General features: G+C 67.7%; 13 protein-coding genes and 4 tRNA genes. 8 read left to right on the forward strand and 9 right to left on the reverse strand.

Annotated elements, in window-relative coordinates; all coding sequences use genetic code 11:
- Nucleotides 1-62: 62 nt before the first annotated feature.
- Complete coding sequence (locus P0D62_RS09150; protein WP_275702331.1) at nucleotides 63-749, reverse strand: potassium channel family protein; 687 nt, start codon at nucleotides 747-749, stop codon at nucleotides 63-65.
- 6 nt (nucleotides 750-755) lie between these two features.
- A complete protein-coding gene (locus P0D62_RS09155; protein WP_275702332.1) occupies nucleotides 756-1,418 on the reverse strand; it encodes a potassium channel family protein in 663 nt (220 codons plus the stop codon).
- Between the two features lie 101 nt (nucleotides 1,419-1,519).
- Here P0D62_RS09155 and P0D62_RS09160 point away from each other — a divergent pair, with 101 nt between their 5' ends.
- The 4 genes from P0D62_RS09160 (at nucleotide 1,520) to dxs (ending at nucleotide 9,516) form a co-directional block, all read left to right on the forward strand.
- On the forward strand, nucleotides 1,520-3,511 hold the full coding sequence (locus P0D62_RS09160) for an APC family permease (protein ID WP_275702333.1): 1,992 nt from the start codon (nucleotides 1,520-1,522) through the stop codon (nucleotides 3,509-3,511).
- A complete protein-coding gene (locus P0D62_RS09165; protein ID WP_275702334.1) occupies nucleotides 3,508-4,638 on the forward strand; it encodes a class I SAM-dependent RNA methyltransferase in 1,131 nt (376 codons plus the stop codon). Before P0D62_RS09160 ends, P0D62_RS09165 begins: the two co-directional genes overlap by 4 nt.
- Before the next feature lie 147 nt (nucleotides 4,639-4,785).
- Nucleotides 4,786-7,461, forward strand: a complete 2,676-nt coding sequence (gene acnA, locus P0D62_RS09170) for an aconitate hydratase AcnA (protein WP_275702335.1) — start codon at nucleotides 4,786-4,788, stop codon at nucleotides 7,459-7,461.
- 120 nt (nucleotides 7,462-7,581) lie between these two features.
- Complete coding sequence (dxs, locus tag P0D62_RS09175) at nucleotides 7,582-9,516, forward strand: 1-deoxy-D-xylulose-5-phosphate synthase (protein WP_275702336.1); 1,935 nt, start codon at nucleotides 7,582-7,584, stop codon at nucleotides 9,514-9,516.
- Between the two features lie 18 nt (nucleotides 9,517-9,534).
- On the opposite strand, the gene P0D62_RS09180 is transcribed toward dxs, so the two are convergent.
- From P0D62_RS09180 to P0D62_RS09210, 7 genes are all read right to left on the reverse strand, one after another.
- Entirely contained in the window at nucleotides 9,535-10,740 is a 1,206-nt protein-coding gene (locus P0D62_RS09180) for an HRDC domain-containing protein (RefSeq protein ID WP_275702337.1), read from the reverse strand.
- Entirely contained in the window at nucleotides 10,737-11,315 is a 579-nt protein-coding gene (locus P0D62_RS09185; protein WP_275702338.1) for a DUF3000 domain-containing protein, read from the reverse strand. Before P0D62_RS09185 ends, P0D62_RS09180 begins: the two co-directional genes overlap by 4 nt.
- A gap of 85 nt (nucleotides 11,316-11,400) precedes the next feature.
- Nucleotides 11,401-11,817, reverse strand: coding sequence for a peptide-methionine (R)-S-oxide reductase MsrB (msrB, locus tag P0D62_RS09190; protein WP_275702339.1), 417 nt, complete (start codon nucleotides 11,815-11,817; stop codon nucleotides 11,401-11,403).
- A gap of 32 nt (nucleotides 11,818-11,849) precedes the next feature.
- Nucleotides 11,850-12,647, reverse strand: a complete 798-nt coding sequence (locus P0D62_RS09195; protein WP_275702340.1) for a sirohydrochlorin chelatase — start codon at nucleotides 12,645-12,647, stop codon at nucleotides 11,850-11,852.
- Between the two features lie 158 nt (nucleotides 12,648-12,805).
- The gene (locus P0D62_RS09200; protein ID WP_275702341.1) at nucleotides 12,806-14,590 is read right to left on the reverse strand and encodes an ABC transporter ATP-binding protein; all 1,785 of its coding nucleotides are present in this window, start codon (nucleotides 14,588-14,590) and stop codon (nucleotides 12,806-12,808) included.
- Nucleotides 14,587-16,407, reverse strand: coding sequence for an ABC transporter ATP-binding protein (locus P0D62_RS09205; RefSeq protein WP_275702342.1), 1,821 nt, complete (start codon nucleotides 16,405-16,407; stop codon nucleotides 14,587-14,589). The genes P0D62_RS09200 and P0D62_RS09205 overlap by 4 nt, the downstream gene beginning before the upstream one ends.
- 34 nt (nucleotides 16,408-16,441) lie before the next feature.
- Nucleotides 16,442-16,516, reverse strand: a tRNA-Val gene (locus tag P0D62_RS09210).
- Between the two features lie 277 nt (nucleotides 16,517-16,793).
- Between P0D62_RS09210 and P0D62_RS09215 the strand changes: the two genes are divergently transcribed.
- The 4 genes from P0D62_RS09215 (at nucleotide 16,794) to P0D62_RS09230 (ending at nucleotide 17,507) form a co-directional block, all read left to right on the forward strand.
- Nucleotides 16,794-16,866 (forward strand) — tRNA-Gly (locus tag P0D62_RS09215).
- 43 nt (nucleotides 16,867-16,909) lie between these two features.
- Nucleotides 16,910-16,980: transfer RNA gene (locus P0D62_RS09220), tRNA-Cys, on the forward strand.
- Between the two features lies 1 nt (nucleotide 16,981).
- A tRNA-Val gene (locus tag P0D62_RS09225) sits at nucleotides 16,982-17,056 on the forward strand.
- A gap of 163 nt (nucleotides 17,057-17,219) precedes the next feature.
- Nucleotides 17,220-17,507, forward strand: a complete 288-nt coding sequence (locus P0D62_RS09230; RefSeq protein WP_275702343.1) for a helix-turn-helix domain-containing protein — start codon at nucleotides 17,220-17,222, stop codon at nucleotides 17,505-17,507.
- The last annotated feature ends 12 nt before the right edge of the window (nucleotides 17,508-17,519 follow it).

Raw genomic sequence — 17,519 nt, forward strand, 5'->3', positions numbered from 1 at the left:
GACCACAAGTCCCTACGCACAGTCCCGGCCTTTCGAGGCTCGGCCGCGGGCGGCCTCGCGCCTCAAGGAGCGTCTTCGTCGGCCTCGTCGTCTTGGTGTTCGAAGAAGGCGGTGAGTTCTTCTTCGGCTTCCTGAGGGAGGATGAAGAGGAGTTCGTCGCCGCCTTCGATGGCGCGCTCGCGCTCGGGGGTCAGGGGGGCGCCGTCGCGGATGATGGCGGTCAGCACCACGTCGCGGGGGAGAGCGAGGTCGCGCACCAGACAGCCGACGAGAGGCGAGTCCTGGGGCAGCGTGATCTCCGAAAGGTGGGCCGTCGACTTGTTGAAGCTGAGCAGCCGGATCAGGTCGCCGGTGGAGACCGCCTCCTCCACCAGGGCCGACATCAGGCGGGGGGTGGAGACGGCGACGTCGACGCCCCACATCTCGCCGAACAGCCATTCATTGTCGGGCCGGTTCACCCGAGCCACCGTGCGGGGCACGCCGAACTCTGTCTTGGCGAGCAGCGAGTGCACCAGGTTGGCCTTGTCGTCGCCGGTGGCGGCGATCGCCACGTCGTAGCCGTCCAGCTCCGCGTCCTCCAGCGTCGCCAACTCGCAGGCGTCGGCCCGCAGCCATTCGGCGCCGGGGACGGTGTCCGGCTCAAGGGCGTTGACGTTGCGTTCGATCAGCAGCACATGATGTCCGTTGGCCAGCAGCTCTCGGGCGATGGACAGGCCCACATTGCCGGCTCCCGCGATGGCGACGCGCATGATTCCTCAGTCCTTTCGCGGGGGCTGGGCGAAGGTGGTCTCTACCTCGTCGGTGCGCTCCAGGTCGCAGGCGACGAAGATCAGATCGCCGTCCTGACAGATGGTGTCGGCGGTGGGCACGAAGCCCTGCCCGACGCGCAGGATGAAGGGGATCGGCACGCGTGCCGCTAGCTGGAGCTCGCCGATCTTGCGGCCCCGCCATCCGCGATGCACATGGATCTGGAGTAGGCGGGCGTTGCCGGAGGGGTCGCGCCAGACCGGCTCGGAGCCCTCGGGGAGCAGCCGTCGCAGCACCTGCTCGACGGACCACTTCACGGTGGCGACGGTGGGGATGCCCAGCCGCTCGAACACGGCCGCGCGGCCTTGGTCGTAGATCCGGGCGACGACGTTGTCGACGTGGTAGACCTCGCGCACCACCCGCGCGGCCAGGATGTTGGAGTTGTCGCCGGAGGATACGGCGGCGAAGCCGTCGGTCTTGCGGATGCCGGCCTCTTCGAGCACCTCGCGGTCGTAACCGACGCCCTTGACGGTGTGTCCGCGGAAGCCGTCGCCGAGGCGGTCGAAGGCCGCAGGGTCGACGTCGATGATCGAGACCTGATGCCCGCGCTTGTCGAGACCCCTGGCCAGCATCGAGCCGACCCGGCCGCATCCCATGATCACGATATGCATGACCCCTCCTTACGTCGCGACCGTAGCACTCAAGGAAGCTGCGCGGAACTGGAGCCCCCAGGCTGTTCTGCCGGGACGATGGACAGGGATAGAGTGCCGGTGTGAGTGTGCTGAATGCCGTCAAGCGCATGCTGGTCGGCCGCCGGATGGCCAACGCCCAAGTGGGAGAGACCCTGCTGCCGCGGCGTCTGGCCCTGCCGGTGTACGCGTCCGACGCGCTCAGCTCCGTCGCCTACGCCCCGGATGAGATCCTGATCACCCTGTCCTTGGGAGGCGTGGCCGCCTTTCTCTTCTCGTGGCCCATCGGGCTGGCGGTGGCCGGACTGATCGCCATCGTGGTGCTCAGCTATCGGCAGATGGTCTGGGCCTACCCGGGCGGCGGCGGCGCGTACGAGGTGGTCAACGCCAACCTCGGCAAACGCGCCAGCCTCACCGTCGCGTCGGCGCTGCTCGTCGACTACACGCTGACCGTGGCGGTATCGGTGTCGGCCGGCATCCACAACGCCGAGGCGATGCTGCCCTGGCTGCAGGGCCGCGAGGCCTTGGCCGCCGTCGTCCTGATCGCGCTGCTGGCCCTGGTGAACCTGCGCGGGATCAGGGCATCGGGGCGCGCGTTCGCCACCCCCACCTATATCTTCATCGGCTCGATGCTGCTCATGGTCGGCATCGGACTGTTCCGGGTGCTTGCCCTCGGCGAGCCGTTGCGCGCCGAGACCGCCGACTACGAAGTGGTCGCCCCGGAGGGAGCCACCTCGTTGGCCGGACTGGCGCTGGTCGCCGTGGTCGCCCGGGCCTTCTCGTCGGGCTGCGCCGCGCTCACGGGCGTCGAGGCGCTGGCCAACAATGTGCCCAACTTCCGCCCGCCGAAGTCGCACAACGCCGCGACCGTGCTGGCCTGGCTGGGCGGCCTGGCGATCGCCATGATGCTCGGCATCCTGGCGCTGGCCAACCTCACCCACGTCCGGCTGATCGACGAGGTCACCGGCACGCACTTCGTCGACGCGAACGGCAACCTCATCGAGTCGGGCGTCGCGACGGTCACCAGCCAGCTCGCCCGCGTGGTGTTCGACGACTGGTTCGAGCCGGGCTTCTACATCGTGGTCTCGGCCACCATCCTGGTGCTGCTGCTCGCCGCGAACACCGCGTTCAACGGCTTCCCGTCGCTGGCCTCCATGCTCGCCAAAGACGGCTACCTGCCCCGCCAGCTGCACACTCGCGGCGATCGGTTGGCCTACTCGAACGGCATCGTCACCCTCGCCCTGGCGGCGATCGCGTTCGTGCTGGTGTTCGACGCCTCGGTGACGGGCCTGATCCAGCTGTACATCATGGGCGTGTTCATCTCGTTCACCGCCAGCCAGGTCGGCTTGATCGTGCATTGGACGCGCGTGCTCAAGCTCACCACGGAGAAGAAGACGCGGGTTCGCTACCAACGAGCCCGGGTGATCAACGCCATCGGCGCGTTGTCGACGGCCTTCGTGCTGGTGGTCGTGCTGGTGTCGAAGTTTACCCACGGCGCCTGGCTGGCGCTGATCACCATGGCCGTGCTGTACCTGCTGATGCTCAGCATCTCCAAGCACTACGAGAAGGTCTCGAAGGAGGTGGCCATCACCTCGGAGTCCGACTTCGCATTGCCCAGCCGGGTGCGCGCGGTGGTGCTGGTCCAGCAGGTCAACCTGCCGGAGGCGAAGGCGATCGCGTTCGCGAAGGCCGTCCGTCCCACCACGTTGACGGCGGTGGCGGTGTCCGTCGACGACGAGGACACGGAGCGCCTGATGCGCGCGTGGAACAAGCAGGACTTCGGCATCCCGCTGCGCGTCATCGCGTCGCCGTACCGTGAGATCAGCGGCCCCTTCCTGAAGTACGTCGCCGACCTGCGCACCGAGAATCCTCGCGACGTGGTCTCGGTCTACATTCCCGACTTCGTCGTCGGGCACTGGTGGGAGAACATGCTGCACAACCAGACGTCGTTGCTGATCCGCACCCGGCTGCACTTCATGAAGGGCGTGATGATCACCAGCGTGCCGTATCAGCTGCGCTCGTCCGACCGTGCGAAGGACCGGCTGAGGTCGGCAGCCCAGCCGAGGCGTCGATGACGGAGGTTCGCGAGCTCAGCCTGGAGCGCGTCGCGCATCAGGGCGTCGTTGTGGGGCGCCATGAGGGCAAGGTGATGTTCGTCACCGGTGGTCTGCCCGGGGAGCGGGTGCGCGTCGAGGTGACCGAGCGCGGCGCGTCCTTCGACCGCGGGCACGTCGTGGAGGTGCTCACCGCCTCGCTCGGGCGCATGACGCCGGCCTGTCCCGTCGCCGACCGATGCGGCGGGTGCGACTGGCAGCACGCCACGACCGAGACCGAGCGAGAGCTGAAGACCGCCGTCGTCGCGGAGCAGCTGTCCCGGCTGGCAGGCCTGGACTGGGATGGCGAGGTGCAGGACGTGCTCCCTGCGACGGGATGGCGCACGCGCATGCGCTACGCGGTCGACGACGGCCACATCGGATTGCGGGCGCGCCGTTCGCACGAGGTGGTCGAGCTTCCCGATCAGGGGTGCCTGATCGCGGCTCCCGGGCCGAGCGTCGACGAGCTGCGCGCGCTCGCCCGGCAGGCCGAGGAACAGATCGAGGTGATTGTCGCCGACGACCGCACCGCCGTCCTCGTCGACGGGAAACGCGGCAACGAGCGGGTCTCCCAACAGGTGGGTGGGCGCACCTACACCCTGGCGGCGTCGGGGTTCTGGCAGGTGCACCCGCGGGCGGCGTCGCTGCTCACGGAGCGGGTGTTGGCCGGGCTGGAGCCGAGGCCGGGGAAGAAGGCGCTGGATCTCTACTGCGGGGCTGGGCTGTTCGCGGGAGCCCTGGCCGAGCGGGGCTGCGACGTCTTCGGCATCGAGCTCAGCGCGCCGGCGATCGACGCGGCCAGGCGCAACGTTCCCGAGGCCCGCTTCCTCGCCGCTCCGCTGGAGCGCGCGCTCAACCGCTTCCCGCGCCGCGCGGGCGTCGTGGTGCTCGACCCGCCGCGCAAGGGGGCAGGGCGGGCCGTCGTACGCGCGGTGGCCGCCGTCCAGCCCCGGGCCATCGCGTATGTGGCCTGCGACCCCGCAGCGCTCGGCCGCGATCTCGCCCACTTCGCCGCCGCCGGCTACCGGCCGACCAGCGTCGAGGCGTTCAACCTCTTTCCGCGCACGCATCACGTGGAGTGCGTCGCGATCCTGCATCGAGGCGCCTGAACCGCACACCGCCGTCCACTTTCCCCGCATATCACCGACGCACCCGTTAGGGTGAACACGTAGGTAAATTGCCGAATCTTTGCGGACGCGAGGTATTATCTTGACGTCAAGAGATATTGCGGCACGGCAGCCATCAGAAGGAGTCAGATGAGCCTCAACAGCTTCGGGTCCAAGTCGACCCTCGAGGTCAACGGAACCTCGTACGAGATCTTCCGCATCGATCAGGTGGAGGGGCACGAGAAGCTGCCCTTCAGCCTCAAGGTGCTGCTGGAGAACCTGCTGCGCACGGAAGACGGGGCCAACATCACGCGCGACGATATCGCGACGCTGGGCAACTGGGATGCGACGGCCGAGCCCAACCACGAGATCCAGTTCACGCCCGCCCGCGTGATCATGCAGGACTTCACCGGCGTACCCTGCGTCGTCGACCTCGCCACCATGCGCGAGGCCGTCGTCCAGCTCGGCGGCGACCCCGCCAAGGTGAACCCGCTGTCGCCGGCCGAGATGGTGATCGACCACTCGGTGATCGCCGAGGTCTTCGGCATCAAGTCGGCCTTCCAACAGAACACCGACATCGAGTACCAGCGCAACCGCGAGCGCTACCAGTTCCTGCGCTGGGGCCAGACCGCCTTCGACAACTTCAAGGTGGTGCCGCCCGGCACCGGCATCGTGCACCAGGTCAACATCGAGCACCTGGCGCGCGTGATCTTCCCGCGCGAAGTGGGCGGCGTGCTGCAGGCCTACCCCGACACCTGCGTCGGCACCGACTCGCACACGACCATGGTCAACGGCCTCGGCGTCGTCGGCTGGGGTGTGGGCGGCATCGAGGCCGAGGCGGCCATGCTGGGCCAGCCGGTCTCCATGCTCATTCCGCGCGTCGTTGGCTTCAAGCTGAAGGGCCGGCTCAACGAGGGCACCACCGCCACCGACCTGGTGCTCACCATCACCGAGATGCTGCGCCAGCACAAGGTGGTGGGCAAGTTCGTCGAGTTCTACGGCGAGGGCGTCTCTGAGGTGCCGCTGGCCAACCGCGCCACCATCGGCAACATGAGCCCCGAGTACGGCTCCACCATCGCGATCTTCCCGATCGACGACAAGACCACCGACTACCTGCGTCTCACCGGCCGCGACGAGCAGCAGATCGCGCTCGTCGAGACCTACGCGAAGACCCAGGGTCTGTGGCACGACCCCAGCAACGAGCCGGTCTACTCCGAGTACATCGAGCTGGATCTGTCCACCGTCGTGCCGTCCATCGCCGGCCCGAAGCGCCCGCAGGACCGGATCAAGCTGGTCGATTCCAAGACCAACTTCCAGGAGCACATCGGCTCGTACACCTCCAACCCGGAGGCCAAGATTCCGGTGACGCTGCACGACGGCCCGTCCTTCGATCTGGAGAACGGTGCGGTCACCGTCGCCTCGATCACGTCCTGCACCAACACCTCCAACCCGAGCGTCATGATCGGCGCCGCGCTGGTGGCGAAGAAGGCCGTGGAGCGCGGGCTCAACCGCAAGCCGTGGGTGAAGACCTCGCTCGCCCCGGGCTCCCAGGTGGTCACCGACTACTACGAGAAGGCCGGGCTCACCAAGTACCTCGACGCGATCGGCTTCAACCTGGTCGGCTACGGCTGTGTCACCTGCATCGGCAACACCGGCCCGCTGATCCCCGAGATCTCGCAGGCGGTCAACCAGCACGACATGGCCGTCACCGCGGTGCTCTCCGGCAACCGTAACTTCGAGGGCCGGATCAGCCCCGACGTGAAGATGAACTACCTGGCCAGCCCCATGCTGGTGATCGTCTACGCGCTGGCCGGAACCATGAACATCGACCTGTTCAACGACCCGATCGGTCAGGACAAGGACGGCGTGGACGTCTACATGCGCGATCTGTGGCCGAGCCAGTCCGAGATCGAGGAGGTCGTCGGCTCGTCGATCTCCGCCGAGATGTACGCCGACCGCTACGCCGACGTGTTCTCCGGCGACGATCGCTGGCGTTCGCTGCCCACCCCCGACGGTGAAACCTTCGAATGGGACGACGCCTCCACCTACGTCCGCAAGGGCCCGTACTTCGACGGCATGCCCGCCGAACCGGAGCCGGTGCAGGACGTCTCGGGCGCGCGCGTGCTGCTCAAGCTGGGCGACTCGGTGACCACCGACCACATCTCGCCGGCCGGCAACATCAAGGCGGATTCTCCCGCGGGCGTCTACCTGGCCGAGCACGGCGTGGAGCGCAAGGACTTCAACTCGTACGGTTCCCGTCGTGGCAACCACGAGGTGATGATCCGCGGCACCTTCGCCAACATCCGCCTGCGCAACCAGATCGCCCCGGGCACCGAGGGTGGCTTCACCCGCGACTTCACCCTGGACGACGCCCCCGTCACCACCGTGTACGAGGCCGCGCAGAACTACGCCGCGCAGGAGATCCCGCTGGTGGTGCTCTCCGGCAAGGAGTACGGCTCCGGCTCGTCGCGCGACTGGGCGGCCAAGGGCACGGCCCTGCTGGGCGTCAAGGTGGTCATCGCCGAGAGCTACGAGCGCATCCACCGCTCCAACCTGATCGGCATGGGCGTCCTCCCGCTGCAGTTCCCCGAGGGCCAGACGGCAGACACTCTCGGCCTGACCGGTGAGGAGACCTTCTCCGTCGCCGGCGTCACGGAGCTGAACGAGGAACGCACCCCGGCCACGATGAAGGTCACGGCCGTCAAGCCCGACGGTTCCGAGGTGACCTTCGACGCGGTGGTGCGCATCGACACCCCCGGAGAGCGCAGCTACTACCTCAACGGCGGCATCATGCAGTACGTGCTGCGGAACCTGGCCAAGGCCTGATCCGCGGGCTCGTTGAGCAGGGAGGCGGGGTCGCACCGGTTGGTGCGGCCCCGCCTCTCTTGTGGGGTTTCGGGGTTTCAGACCACGCGCAGCCTGGTTGTTAGGACTACTATCGAGCCCATGCCGCTGCTGGACTCGATCACTCACCCCAGGGATCTTCGTGCGCTGTCCAAGCGCCAGCTCGAGGCCTTGGCTGAGGAGATCCGCGCGTTCCTGATCACCAAGGTCAGTCGCACCGGCGGGCATCTGGGCCCCAATCTCGGGGCCGTCGAGCTCACTTTGGCGATCCACCGGGTCTTCGACTCGCCGAACGATCCGATCATCTTCGACACCGGCCACCAGGCCTACGTGCACAAGATCCTGACCGGTCGCGCGCCGGGTTTCGACCGGCTGCGTCAGCGTGGCGGGCTGTCCGGCTATCCGGAGCGCGCCGAGTCGGAGCATGACTGGCTGACCAGCTCGCACGCTTCGTCGGCGCTGTCGTGGGGCGAGGGGATGGCCAAGGCGTTCCACCTGACGGGGGAGCAGCGCACCGTCGTCGTGGTGGTCGGCGACGGCGCCCTCACGGGCGGCATGGCATGGGAGGCGCTGAACAACATCGCCGCCCAGCCGCACCTTCGGCTGGTGATCGTCGTCAACGACAACGGCCGCTCCTACACGCCCACCGTGGGTGGCCTGGCCAACCACCTCTCGATGCTGCGCACCGACGCGCGCTACGAGCAGACGCTCAGCTTCATCAAGCGCACGGTGAAGGCGATGCCCCTCATCGGGCGCCCGCTCTACGACCTGATGCACGGCTTCAAGACCGGGGTCAAAGACGTGCTGTCACCCGAGCACGGCCTGTTCGCCGACCTCGGCATCAAGTACACCGGCCCCATCGACGGGCACGACATCGGAGCCCTGACCAACCTGCTGGAGCAGTCCCGCCAGTTCGGGCAGCCGGTCATCGTGCACTGCGTCACCCGCAAGGGCAAGGGATTCCAGGCGGCGGAGGATCACGAGGAAGACCGCTTCCACGCCGTCGGCCAGATCAACGAGTTCACGGGCGAGCCGCTGTCCGCGTCGCTGCAGGCCACCTGGACCGACGCCTTCGCGGAGACGATGGTGCGCCTGGGCGACGAGCATCCGCGGCTGGTGGCGATCACCGCTGCCATGCTGCATCCGGTGGGGCTCGGCCGGTTCGCGGCCGCCTATCCCGACCGGATCTTCGACGTCGGCATCGCGGAGCAGCACGCGGTGGCCTCGGCGGCCGCGATGGCCACTGCCGGCCTGCACCCCGTCGTCGCCCTGTATTCCACCTTCCTCAACCGCGCCTACGACCAGGTGCTGATGGATGCGGCCCTGCATAAGAGCGGCGTCACCATCGCGCTCGACCGCGCGGGCATCACCGGCACCGACGGGCCCAGCCACAACGGCATGTGGGACATCTCCCTGATGAGCACCATCCCGGGCCTGCAGCTCACCGCACCCCGGGATCAGCAGCGCTTGGAGGAGGCGATGGCCCGAGCGGTCACCGTCGACGATGCCCTGACGGTGGTGCGCTACTCGAAGGAGCGCCTGCCCAACCCGATGGAGGCGGTCGTCTCCGGCGGCGACGGGCTGGGGCACTTCGACGTGCTGCGTCTCACTCCCGACGCCCGGGTGCTTCTGGTGGGCATCGGGCAGTTCGCGGGGCTCGCTCTCGACGTGGCCGACCGGCTCGCCAGTCAAGGCGTGATGACCACCGTGGTCGATCCGCTGTGGTGCCTGCCCGTCAGCGACGATCTTGCTTCCTACGCGCAACGGTTCGACGTCGTGGTGACGATCGAGGACAACCTGGTGGTAGGGGGTGCCGGTCAGCAGCTGCGCGCGGCGCTGGACGAGACCGGCAGCGGCGTGCACGTGCATTGCATCGGCATTCCGCAACGGTTCCTGGCCCACGGCACCCGCCAAGAGGTGCTGGAAGAGGTGGGTCTGACGGCACCGCAGATCGCGTTGCGCATCCTCGACTTCTCCAGGGTGCTCGACCGGGCCCAGGAGACCCAGGCCGAATCTCTCGACGACTCCCGCCAGTAGAGCGCGGCGAGACCTTCGCTACTCCAGCGCTTCCTTGAGGAGCGGCTCGAGGAACTCTGCCTGCCACGACCGTGCCCCCAGCTCACGAAGCCGGGCGGCGTCGGGGGCACCAGCGGTGGCCTCGTAGACGGCGCGCTGAATGACGGAAGGGGGCGCGATCATGCTGGACATGAAGCTCAGTTCGCAGGCCAGCCCGTCGACGCGAGGACGAACCCTCTCCCAGCGCGCGGCGGCCTCGGGATTATTCCGCTCCCACGAGCGAGGGTGCGGCAGTCCCGTGAGCTTGGGCCGACGGGCGGGGTAGCTGGACTCAGGCAGCTGCTCGGCCTTGCTGAGGGCACGCACCCAGTTGGTGCGGTAGCGCCTAGCCGACGGGGTGCGGAAGCCGGGCACCGACGCCAACTTATCGGCGCCGGGCATGGTCTCAGGCGAACGGGCGGTGGCGGCAAGGTCGACGATGGCCAGGTCGGCGAGGATGTGGCTGGGTGGGCGGTCGCGATGACGCGCGATGGCGTCGCGCTCCTGCCACAGCTCGCGGGCGACGGCCAGCTGGCGGGTGTTGCGCAGATTGGTGATGCCGCTCAGACGCCGCCAGGGCTCGGGGGCCGGCGGCGGCGCCACCGAATGGTGGGCGAGCTCCCAATCGAACTCCTCCTGCGCCCACTCTCGGCGACCGGTCGCCGTCAGCTGCTCATCGATGGTGTCGCGCAGCTCGATCAGGTAGTCGACGTCGAGCGCCGCGTAGGTAAGCCAGGACTCCTTGAGGGGGCGTTGAGACCAGTTGACCGCGGAGTGGGCCTTGCGCAGCTTGATGCCCAGTTCGTACTTGAGCAGCATGCCGAGCGCCACTCCCGGCTTGCCCAGCAGACGGCCGCCCAGTTCGGTGTCGAAGATGCGCGAGGGCAGGATGTCGATGTCGCGCATGCAGGGGAGATCCTGGCTGGCGGCGTGAATGATCCACTCGGCATCGCCGCAGGCCTCGACGAGACGGGACAGTCCGTCGTCCTCGAAGGGGAGGGGATCGATCAGCCAGGTGCCGGCGCCCTCGCGCCGGATCTGGAAGAGGTAGGCCTTGGGCCAGTAGCGGTAGCCGTGGGCGCGCTCGGCGTCGAAGGCCACGGGGCCGGTGGCCGCGCGCAGCGCGTCCAGGCATTCTTCGAGCCCGTCCGCGGTGGACACCACCGGGCGCAGGGGCTCGCGGCTGTGTTCGAGGTAGCCGGTCATCGTCGTATCCGCTCCATCAGGCTGGTCACGCCCGGCACTTCGGGGGGTTCGCCGGCGACCAGACACAAGAGATCCTGCCAGGAAAGCAGGTGATCCACCAGCGAACGCCGCTCATCGAGCAACGGAGTCCAGGACGCGCGCACCTCGACCTCGCCCCGATCGGCCTCCCCGCTCATCTGCCCAAAGGAGCGACCGTAGGACGCGGTGACGGTGCCGGCCAGGGTGTGCGCGTCACAGCCTTCCTGGCTGAGGGCGTCGGTCAGCCACGACCACGCCACCTCGGGCAACAGCGGATCGGCCACCATCTCCAGGTCGACGGCAGCCCGGGTGTAGCTGACGATGCGGAAGGTGCCCTGCCAGGCATCGTTTCCGAGCGGGTCGTGCAGCAGGATGAAGCGTCCGGAGGAGAGCATCGTCGTGCCGGTGCCCAGCTCGCCGGAGAGCGCCACGGAGTACGGGGCGATCCGCTGCGGTGAGCCGATCTCCTCCACCTGAATGCCTTGTCGCCAGCGCATCGCCTCCAGTTCCTCGAGCGCGCGCGAGAAGTGCGGCGAGGCTGGCACGTTCACTGACACGTCCTGAGCCTAAGCGGCAGATGCGGGCAGGTGCGGGTGACGCGCCGCGAAAGCCCAGGGTGCGGGCTACGCGCGGTATCTCTTACTAAGTCTTCTGCAGCGTCAGGCTGACGGAGTTGATGCAGTAGCGCAGGTCGGTCGGGGTGTCGTATCCCTCACCCTCGAAGACGTGGCCCAGGTGACCGTCGCAGCGTGCGCAGCGCACCTCGACGCGGGGCCGGCCGGGCATGGATCGGTCTTCCAGATAGCGGACGCGGTCGTCGGCGAGCGGCGCGAAGAAGCTGGGCCAACCGCAATGAGACGAGAACTTCTCGGTGCTGCGGAACAGCTCGGCGCCGCAGCCCTTGCATCCATAGATGCCCTCGTCGACGGTGTCGGTGTACTCGCCGGTGAACGGTCGCTCGGTGCCCTGCTCACGCAGCACGTGATACTCGAGTGCGCTCAGCTGGGCGCGCCATTCGGAGTCCGGCTTGATCAGTATCGGCTGCTCGTTCTCGTCCATGAGGCGAGTCTATGTGCGTCCGACGGAACCTTTTAGGAGTCTTCCGGCAGGACGGGCTCGCCGTCGTCGTCCTCGTCCAGTGCGAGGGGCTGGGGGTGCCCGTCGAGGAGTTCCATCGCGCCGAAGGCGTAGCGGGCGAGGATCAGCTGGCTGAGGTGCTCGCTGTGCCCGATCGGCTCGGTGACGGCCACCGCGCCGGCGCGCAGGGCCGCGTCGAGATGCAAGAAGTAATGCTCGTCGGGCACCAGGAAGAGGCTGCCCACGGCGATGTAGCGACGGCCCTGGGTGCGGAGCATGGCCACGGCTGCGGCGGTGATGCGCCCGTCGCCCTCGTCGACCGCCAGCTGGACGGGAAGTTTGTGGTGCGCCGACCATTGACGGGCCCTGCGTGCCAGAAGGCCGTTGCCGCGGATGTCGCCGCCGGCCGGAACAGCCAGCACCAGCGCGTCGAGTTCGAGGACTCCCTTGCGCTGCAGGATCTCTCGCACCCGCTCGTCAAGGATGTTGAGCAGCTCGGTGGCGGGTCCGATGGGGCGGGAGATCACCACGTTGAGGCCGCGCTGCAGCCCATGGGCCCGTTCCTCGTCCAGACGGGGATCGTGTGAGGCCGCCGACGTGAGGTCCAGCGGAACGAGCACGCTTTCGCGCTGGTCCGCGGCCGCCAGGTTGGCAAGCGCCTTCGCCACCGAAGGCTTGCCGCCGAGGAACGCAAGCTCCACCGCGAGATCGGTCCGGTACTCGGCGAGAGTCCGTCGAATAGCCTGAAGTGCGCCGGCCACCGTGAGGTCATCCGGCTCCGGAGCGGTGAGAACGATCGCGGGGGCAACCATCGCGTCCCCTTTCTCATCGAGTGCTCTTGCACGCATAACCTGACAGGGATTGTAGAGCATGTCCACCATGTGGTCGCACGTCAAAGCTCTGTGAGCGTGGTTTGCGCTGGGTTTGATGTGTCATGCCGGGACGAGAAGTCCGGCCGCCAGCAAGTCCTTCATATGGGCAACCAGGCCGCGTGGAGGCGCCGATAGGCGCCGTCTTCAGCCAGCAGTTTGTGGTGCGGTCCGCACTGGACGACGCGTCCTGCGTCGAAGACGAGCACCTCGTCCGCGTGTTCGGCGGTGGTGAGTCGATGGGCGACGGTGATGCTCGTGCGTCCTGCCTGGAGGCGCTCCAGCGCCTTGCTGAGACGCATCTCAAGCGCTGGGTCGATCGCGGAGGTGGCCTCGTCGAGCAGGAGGAGACCAGGGCTCGTCAGATGGGCGCGCAGGATCGCCACGAGCTGGCGTTCGCCGGCACTGAGCGCCTCGCCGCGCTGCCCGACGTGGGTCTCCAGGCCGGCGGGCAGATCGCCCAGCCAGGCGGTGAGGCCGAGTTCTTCGGCGGCTCGGCTGACGTCGGTGCGCGAGACGCCGGGGGTGCCGTAGCTCACGTTGTCGAAGAGCGTGCCGCTGAAGAGGTAGCCCTCCTGAGGCACCAGCAGCACGTGGCGTCGAAGCTCGTCGTCCGCGATCCGACGCAGATCCACCCCGTTCAGTCGGATGGCGCCGACGGTGGGGTCCATCAGCCGAGCGAGCAGCTTCACGAAGGTGGACTTGCCGGAGCCGGTCTCGCCGACCACGGCGATCCTGGATCCCGGTGCGATGGTGAGGTCCACGTCGCGCAGCACCAGGGCGCCGTCGTGGTAGGCGAAGCCCACCTTGTCGAGGCTCACGCCCAGGGGGCCGTCCGGAATAGCGAGCGTCGAGGTGCCGGGAGCCACGACGTCGACGGGCGTGTCGAGAATCCCGATCACCCGCTTCCATCCGGCGAGCGCGTTCTGCATCTCGGTGATGATGCGCACCCCGCTCTGCAGCGGGCCGGTGAACAAAGTGACAAGGAAGATGAAGGCGAGTACCTCGCCGCTGGAGATGCGGCCCTGTGAACCGAGCCAGACGCCGACCAGCACGATGAGCGCGTTCGCCACACCGGCCGCCAATCCGCCGCTGGTGAATGAGAGCACCGAGATGGTCTGCGCGCGGGTGTTGACCGCCTCGAACTCGGTGATCGCGTCATCGATCCTGGCCTCGACGCGGTGCTCGATCGCATGACTGCGCACCGTCGCGATGCCCACCACCGACTCGGCGATCGACGAGGTCATCCGGCCGATCGCTCGACGCGCGGCGGCGTAGGTCTTGGAGAGCAGCCGCTGCATGAACGGCAGGCTGAGCAGCAACGGGAGGAAGCAGACCCACACCACCAGCGTCAGCTCGGGGCTGTAAGCCAGCATGATGGCGGTCGCCACCAGCACCTGTCCCACGCTGACGATAGCGGTGATGCCCCCGGAGACGAGGAACCGGCTGATCTGATCGACGTCGCTGGTCACCCGAGACACCAGGGCGCCTCGGGTCTCGGTGGCCTGGGTCAGGATCGGCAGCTCGTGCACGTGGCGAAAGGCCTTGATGCGCAAGGTGGCCAGCCCTGCCTCCGAGCGCGTGAAGAGGCGCACCGTCATCCAGCAGGTGGAGAGCCCGGTCACGATCACCGCGAGAGCAGCGACAAGGATCATCCGCGTGAGGTAGGCGCTATCGACGCCACCCGGCGCGTTGATCCCGTGGTCGAGGGCCCGCTGCACCGCGATGGGCACGACGACGCGACCCGCCGTGCCGACGACCGCCGCAAGCACGGTGATCCAAAGGCCCTGTGTGATCTCCGGAGAGATCTGCATGCCGCGACGCAGGGCCTGCCGTCCGGTGAGCTCGTCGCCGCTGCGCAGGCGGGTGGGTGAGCCGGCGGTCATGAGAGGGCGTCCTTCTGGTCGTAGGCGGTGATGAGCCGGGCATATCCCGGGCTGCGTTCTAGCAGCTCGGCGTGGGTGCCGCGTTCGGAGATCACTCCGTCTTCCAGGAAGAGCACCTCGTCGGCGATGGCGACGGTGGCCTTGCGGTAGGCCACCATGATCAGGGTCGTGTGGCCGAGCGACGAGCGGAGTCTGCTCAGGATGCGCGCCTCCACCTCGGGATCGATCGCGCTGGTGGCGTCATCGAGCACGAGGAGCCGAGGCCGGCCGGCGAGCGCTCGAGCCAGCGCAATGCGTTGACGTTGTCCGCCGGAGAGGGTGGTGCCTCGCTCGCCGAGCCGGGTATCGAGGCCGTGGGGGAGCGAGGCGACGAAGTCCTCTCCCTGGGCGATGCGCAGAGCCTCCCACACCTCGTCGTCCGAGAGCTCGCGGCCGAGAGCGACATTGCCTCGCACGGAGTCGTCGAACACGAACGGGGTTTGGGGCACCAGAGCGACGTGCTCGGCGAGGTGGCCCTGTCGGAGCTGTGCCACGTCGATGCCGTCGATCTCGACGACGCCGCGGTCGGGGTCGATCATGCGGGCGAGAAGCGAGACGAGGGTGCTCTTCCCCGACGCGGTCTCCCCGACGATCGCGATGCTGCGACCAGGCTGCGTATCGAAGCCCACCGATCTCAAGACGTCGAAGCCGTCGTAGGAGACCCCGACGTCGGCCAGACGGACGGCTGCACCGCGTGGTCCGGCTGTGAGAGTGCGCTCTCCGTAGGGCACGGTCTCCTTCTCCTCGAGCACCGCGCGCAGCCGCTCGTACCCGGCGATGGAAGCCGGGAAACCGCCGAAGAGCCAGCCAAGGTTCTTCAGTGGAACCGAGGCCACCGTGAGCAGGTAGGCGATGGTGACGACGTCGCCGGCCGTCACGCTGCCCGTCGCGACCTGCATGCCGCCGATGCCAAGGACCGCGAGCACTCCCAGCGCCGGGACGGCCTCGAGCGCCGGCTCGTAGATCGCCCGGAGCCGGCCGATCCTCACGCCCAGATCCCGCAGCTCGTCGGCCGCGCGTGCGAACCGGGCCGTCTCTGCGTCAGCGGTGCCGAGCGTCTTCACCACGAGCGCTCCGTCGAAGGACTCGTGGGCGACGTCGCTGAGCTCGGCGCGCAGCACCTGGACGCGCGAGGTCAGGGGAGCGGACAGCCGATGGTTGGCGATGGTGACCGCGGCGACTCCGGGGAACACCAGCAGGCCGATGGCCGCCATCAGCGGGTCGATCAGGAGCATCTGGACGACCGCGAAGAGCAGCATCGCCGAGATGCCGAGCGCCATCGGCAGCTCGGCGAGCGGCGCCCAAGCCGCCTCGACGTCGGAGTTGGCGTGCGAGAGCAACTGGCCAGTGGGGCGACGACGATGCCACCGCATGGGCATCCGAAGATACTGGGCGGATACTCGACGCCGGAAGCTCGACTGAAGGCGAAACAGCATCACCATCGCACCTAGCCAACGCCCGAAGACGCCCGCCGCACGCAGGATGGCCAGGCCCACGAAGATGGCGAGCACGGCAAGCACCGTCTTGGTGGTGGCGATCTCGCCGGTGCGGAACGCCGGGAGGAGAACCTCCTCGGTGGCCCAGCCGAGCGCCCAGGCGTCGAGTGAGGTGAGCGCGCCGAAGACGGTGCTGGCGATGGTGGCGAGCACAAAGATCTTGGGCTGTTCGCGGACGGCGACGCCGAGTATTCGGATGCCATCGCGCATGCGGGTGTTGCCGTGTCCGGTCAGGGAATCGGTGTGTGCGTCAGCGCGGGCTGCGTCGTCAGGTGTGTTCATAGCTTGGCTTCGAGTGCCCTGCGCTGGGTTCGTCTGGTGGGCGATGGCGGGTTCGAACCGCCGACCTCTTCGGTGTGAACGAAGCGCGCTACCACTGCGCCAATCGCCCCAGCGGTCACTAAATGTAGCGCAGTTCTCACCGATGTGCGAACTGGGCCTTTTCTGCGCTCCACGAGGTGTGCGTCGCCCCTGGTGCGGGTCGTCGAAAGGTGCTGGCAGCCGGGCGCGGCGAACCGATCGCCGGTCTCGTCACTTGAACCGGCTTCAGGCGGGTTTCGCGCTCAGAAGAGCCCTTGTGAGGCTCGATTTGGCATCCTCCGAAATGGTGCGCTAGAGTTTTCAACGCGCCGGAGAGCAAGGCCGAAAGGCAAGGCTCGAAGAAGCATGCGGACGTGGCTCAGTTGGTAGAGCATCACCTTGCCAAGGTGAGGGTCGCGAGTTCGAATCTCGTCGTCCGCTCGGAGATTCCTCTCCCAACTCCACCGGGGAGGGTGATCCACGCGGTGGAGTGGCCGAGAGGCGAGGCAACGGACTGCAAATCCGTGTACACGGGTTCAAATCCCGTCTCCACCTCGGGCGGTTGGCGCAGTGGTAGCGCGCTTCCTTGACACGGAAGAGGTCGCCAGTTCAAACCTGGCATCGCCCACCAACTAAGAAGCCCCTAGCTGAGCTGGGGGTTCTTTTGTTTCTAGTTTACTGCCAACCTGCGACGCGAGTGTGAGTCGGCCCGAGCTTCTTCAACTGGACTTCCGGGGATCGCATCTCGGGTCAGACATGTGCCCGTACCGTGACATTTGAGGTAAGGTTCCGGCATGAAGCGGTTGTTCATCGACACCATCGAACGCCTCGCGCAGGTGGTGGCCGACGAGCGCCGCGAGGCGCATCTCACGCAGCTGGAGCTCGCGAGCAGGGCGGGCGTGAGCCGACGCTTCATCATCGAGTTGGAGAAGGGGCACCCACGCGCGGAGCTGAGCAGGGTGCTCGCTGTGCTCCACGCTTTGGACGTCCGCCCGTACGCCATTCCGCCAACGAGAAGCGACGTCGATCCCCACGAGATCGATCTCGACGCGGTACTCGCGGAGTATCAGAATGGCCGGTAGGCATCTCTACGC

The organism is Tessaracoccus caeni (assembly GCF_029211185.1).
Classification (GTDB): Bacteria; Actinomycetota; Actinomycetes; order Propionibacteriales; family Propionibacteriaceae; genus Arachnia; species Arachnia caeni.

Coding starts and splice junctions, on each gene's coding strand:
- acnA (WP_275702335.1), top strand. CDS start 4,786: ATGAGCCTCAACAGCTTCGGGTCCAAGTCGACCCTCGAGGTCAACGGA.
- dxs (WP_275702336.1), top strand. CDS start 7,582: ATGCCGCTGCTGGACTCGATCACTCACCCCAGGGATCTTCGTGCGCTG.
- P0D62_RS09230 (WP_275702343.1), top strand. CDS start 17,220: ATGAAGCGGTTGTTCATCGACACCATCGAACGCCTCGCGCAGGTGGTG.
- P0D62_RS09200 (WP_275702341.1), bottom strand. CDS start 14,590: ATGACCGCCGGCTCACCCACCCGCCTGCGCAGCGGCGACGAGCTCACC.
- P0D62_RS09195 (WP_275702340.1), bottom strand. CDS start 12,647: ATGGTTGCCCCCGCGATCGTTCTCACCGCTCCGGAGCCGGATGACCTC.
- P0D62_RS09165 (WP_275702334.1), top strand. CDS start 3,508: ATGACGGAGGTTCGCGAGCTCAGCCTGGAGCGCGTCGCGCATCAGGGC.
- P0D62_RS09180 (WP_275702337.1), bottom strand. CDS start 10,740: ATGACCGGCTACCTCGAACACAGCCGCGAGCCCCTGCGCCCGGTGGTG.
- P0D62_RS09205 (WP_275702342.1), bottom strand. CDS start 16,407: ATGAACACACCTGACGACGCAGCCCGCGCTGACGCACACACCGATTCC.
- P0D62_RS09150 (WP_275702331.1), bottom strand. CDS start 749: ATGCGCGTCGCCATCGCGGGAGCCGGCAATGTGGGCCTGTCCATCGCC.
- msrB (WP_275702339.1), bottom strand. CDS start 11,817: ATGGACGAGAACGAGCAGCCGATACTGATCAAGCCGGACTCCGAATGG.
- P0D62_RS09155 (WP_275702332.1), bottom strand. CDS start 1,418: ATGCATATCGTGATCATGGGATGCGGCCGGGTCGGCTCGATGCTGGCC.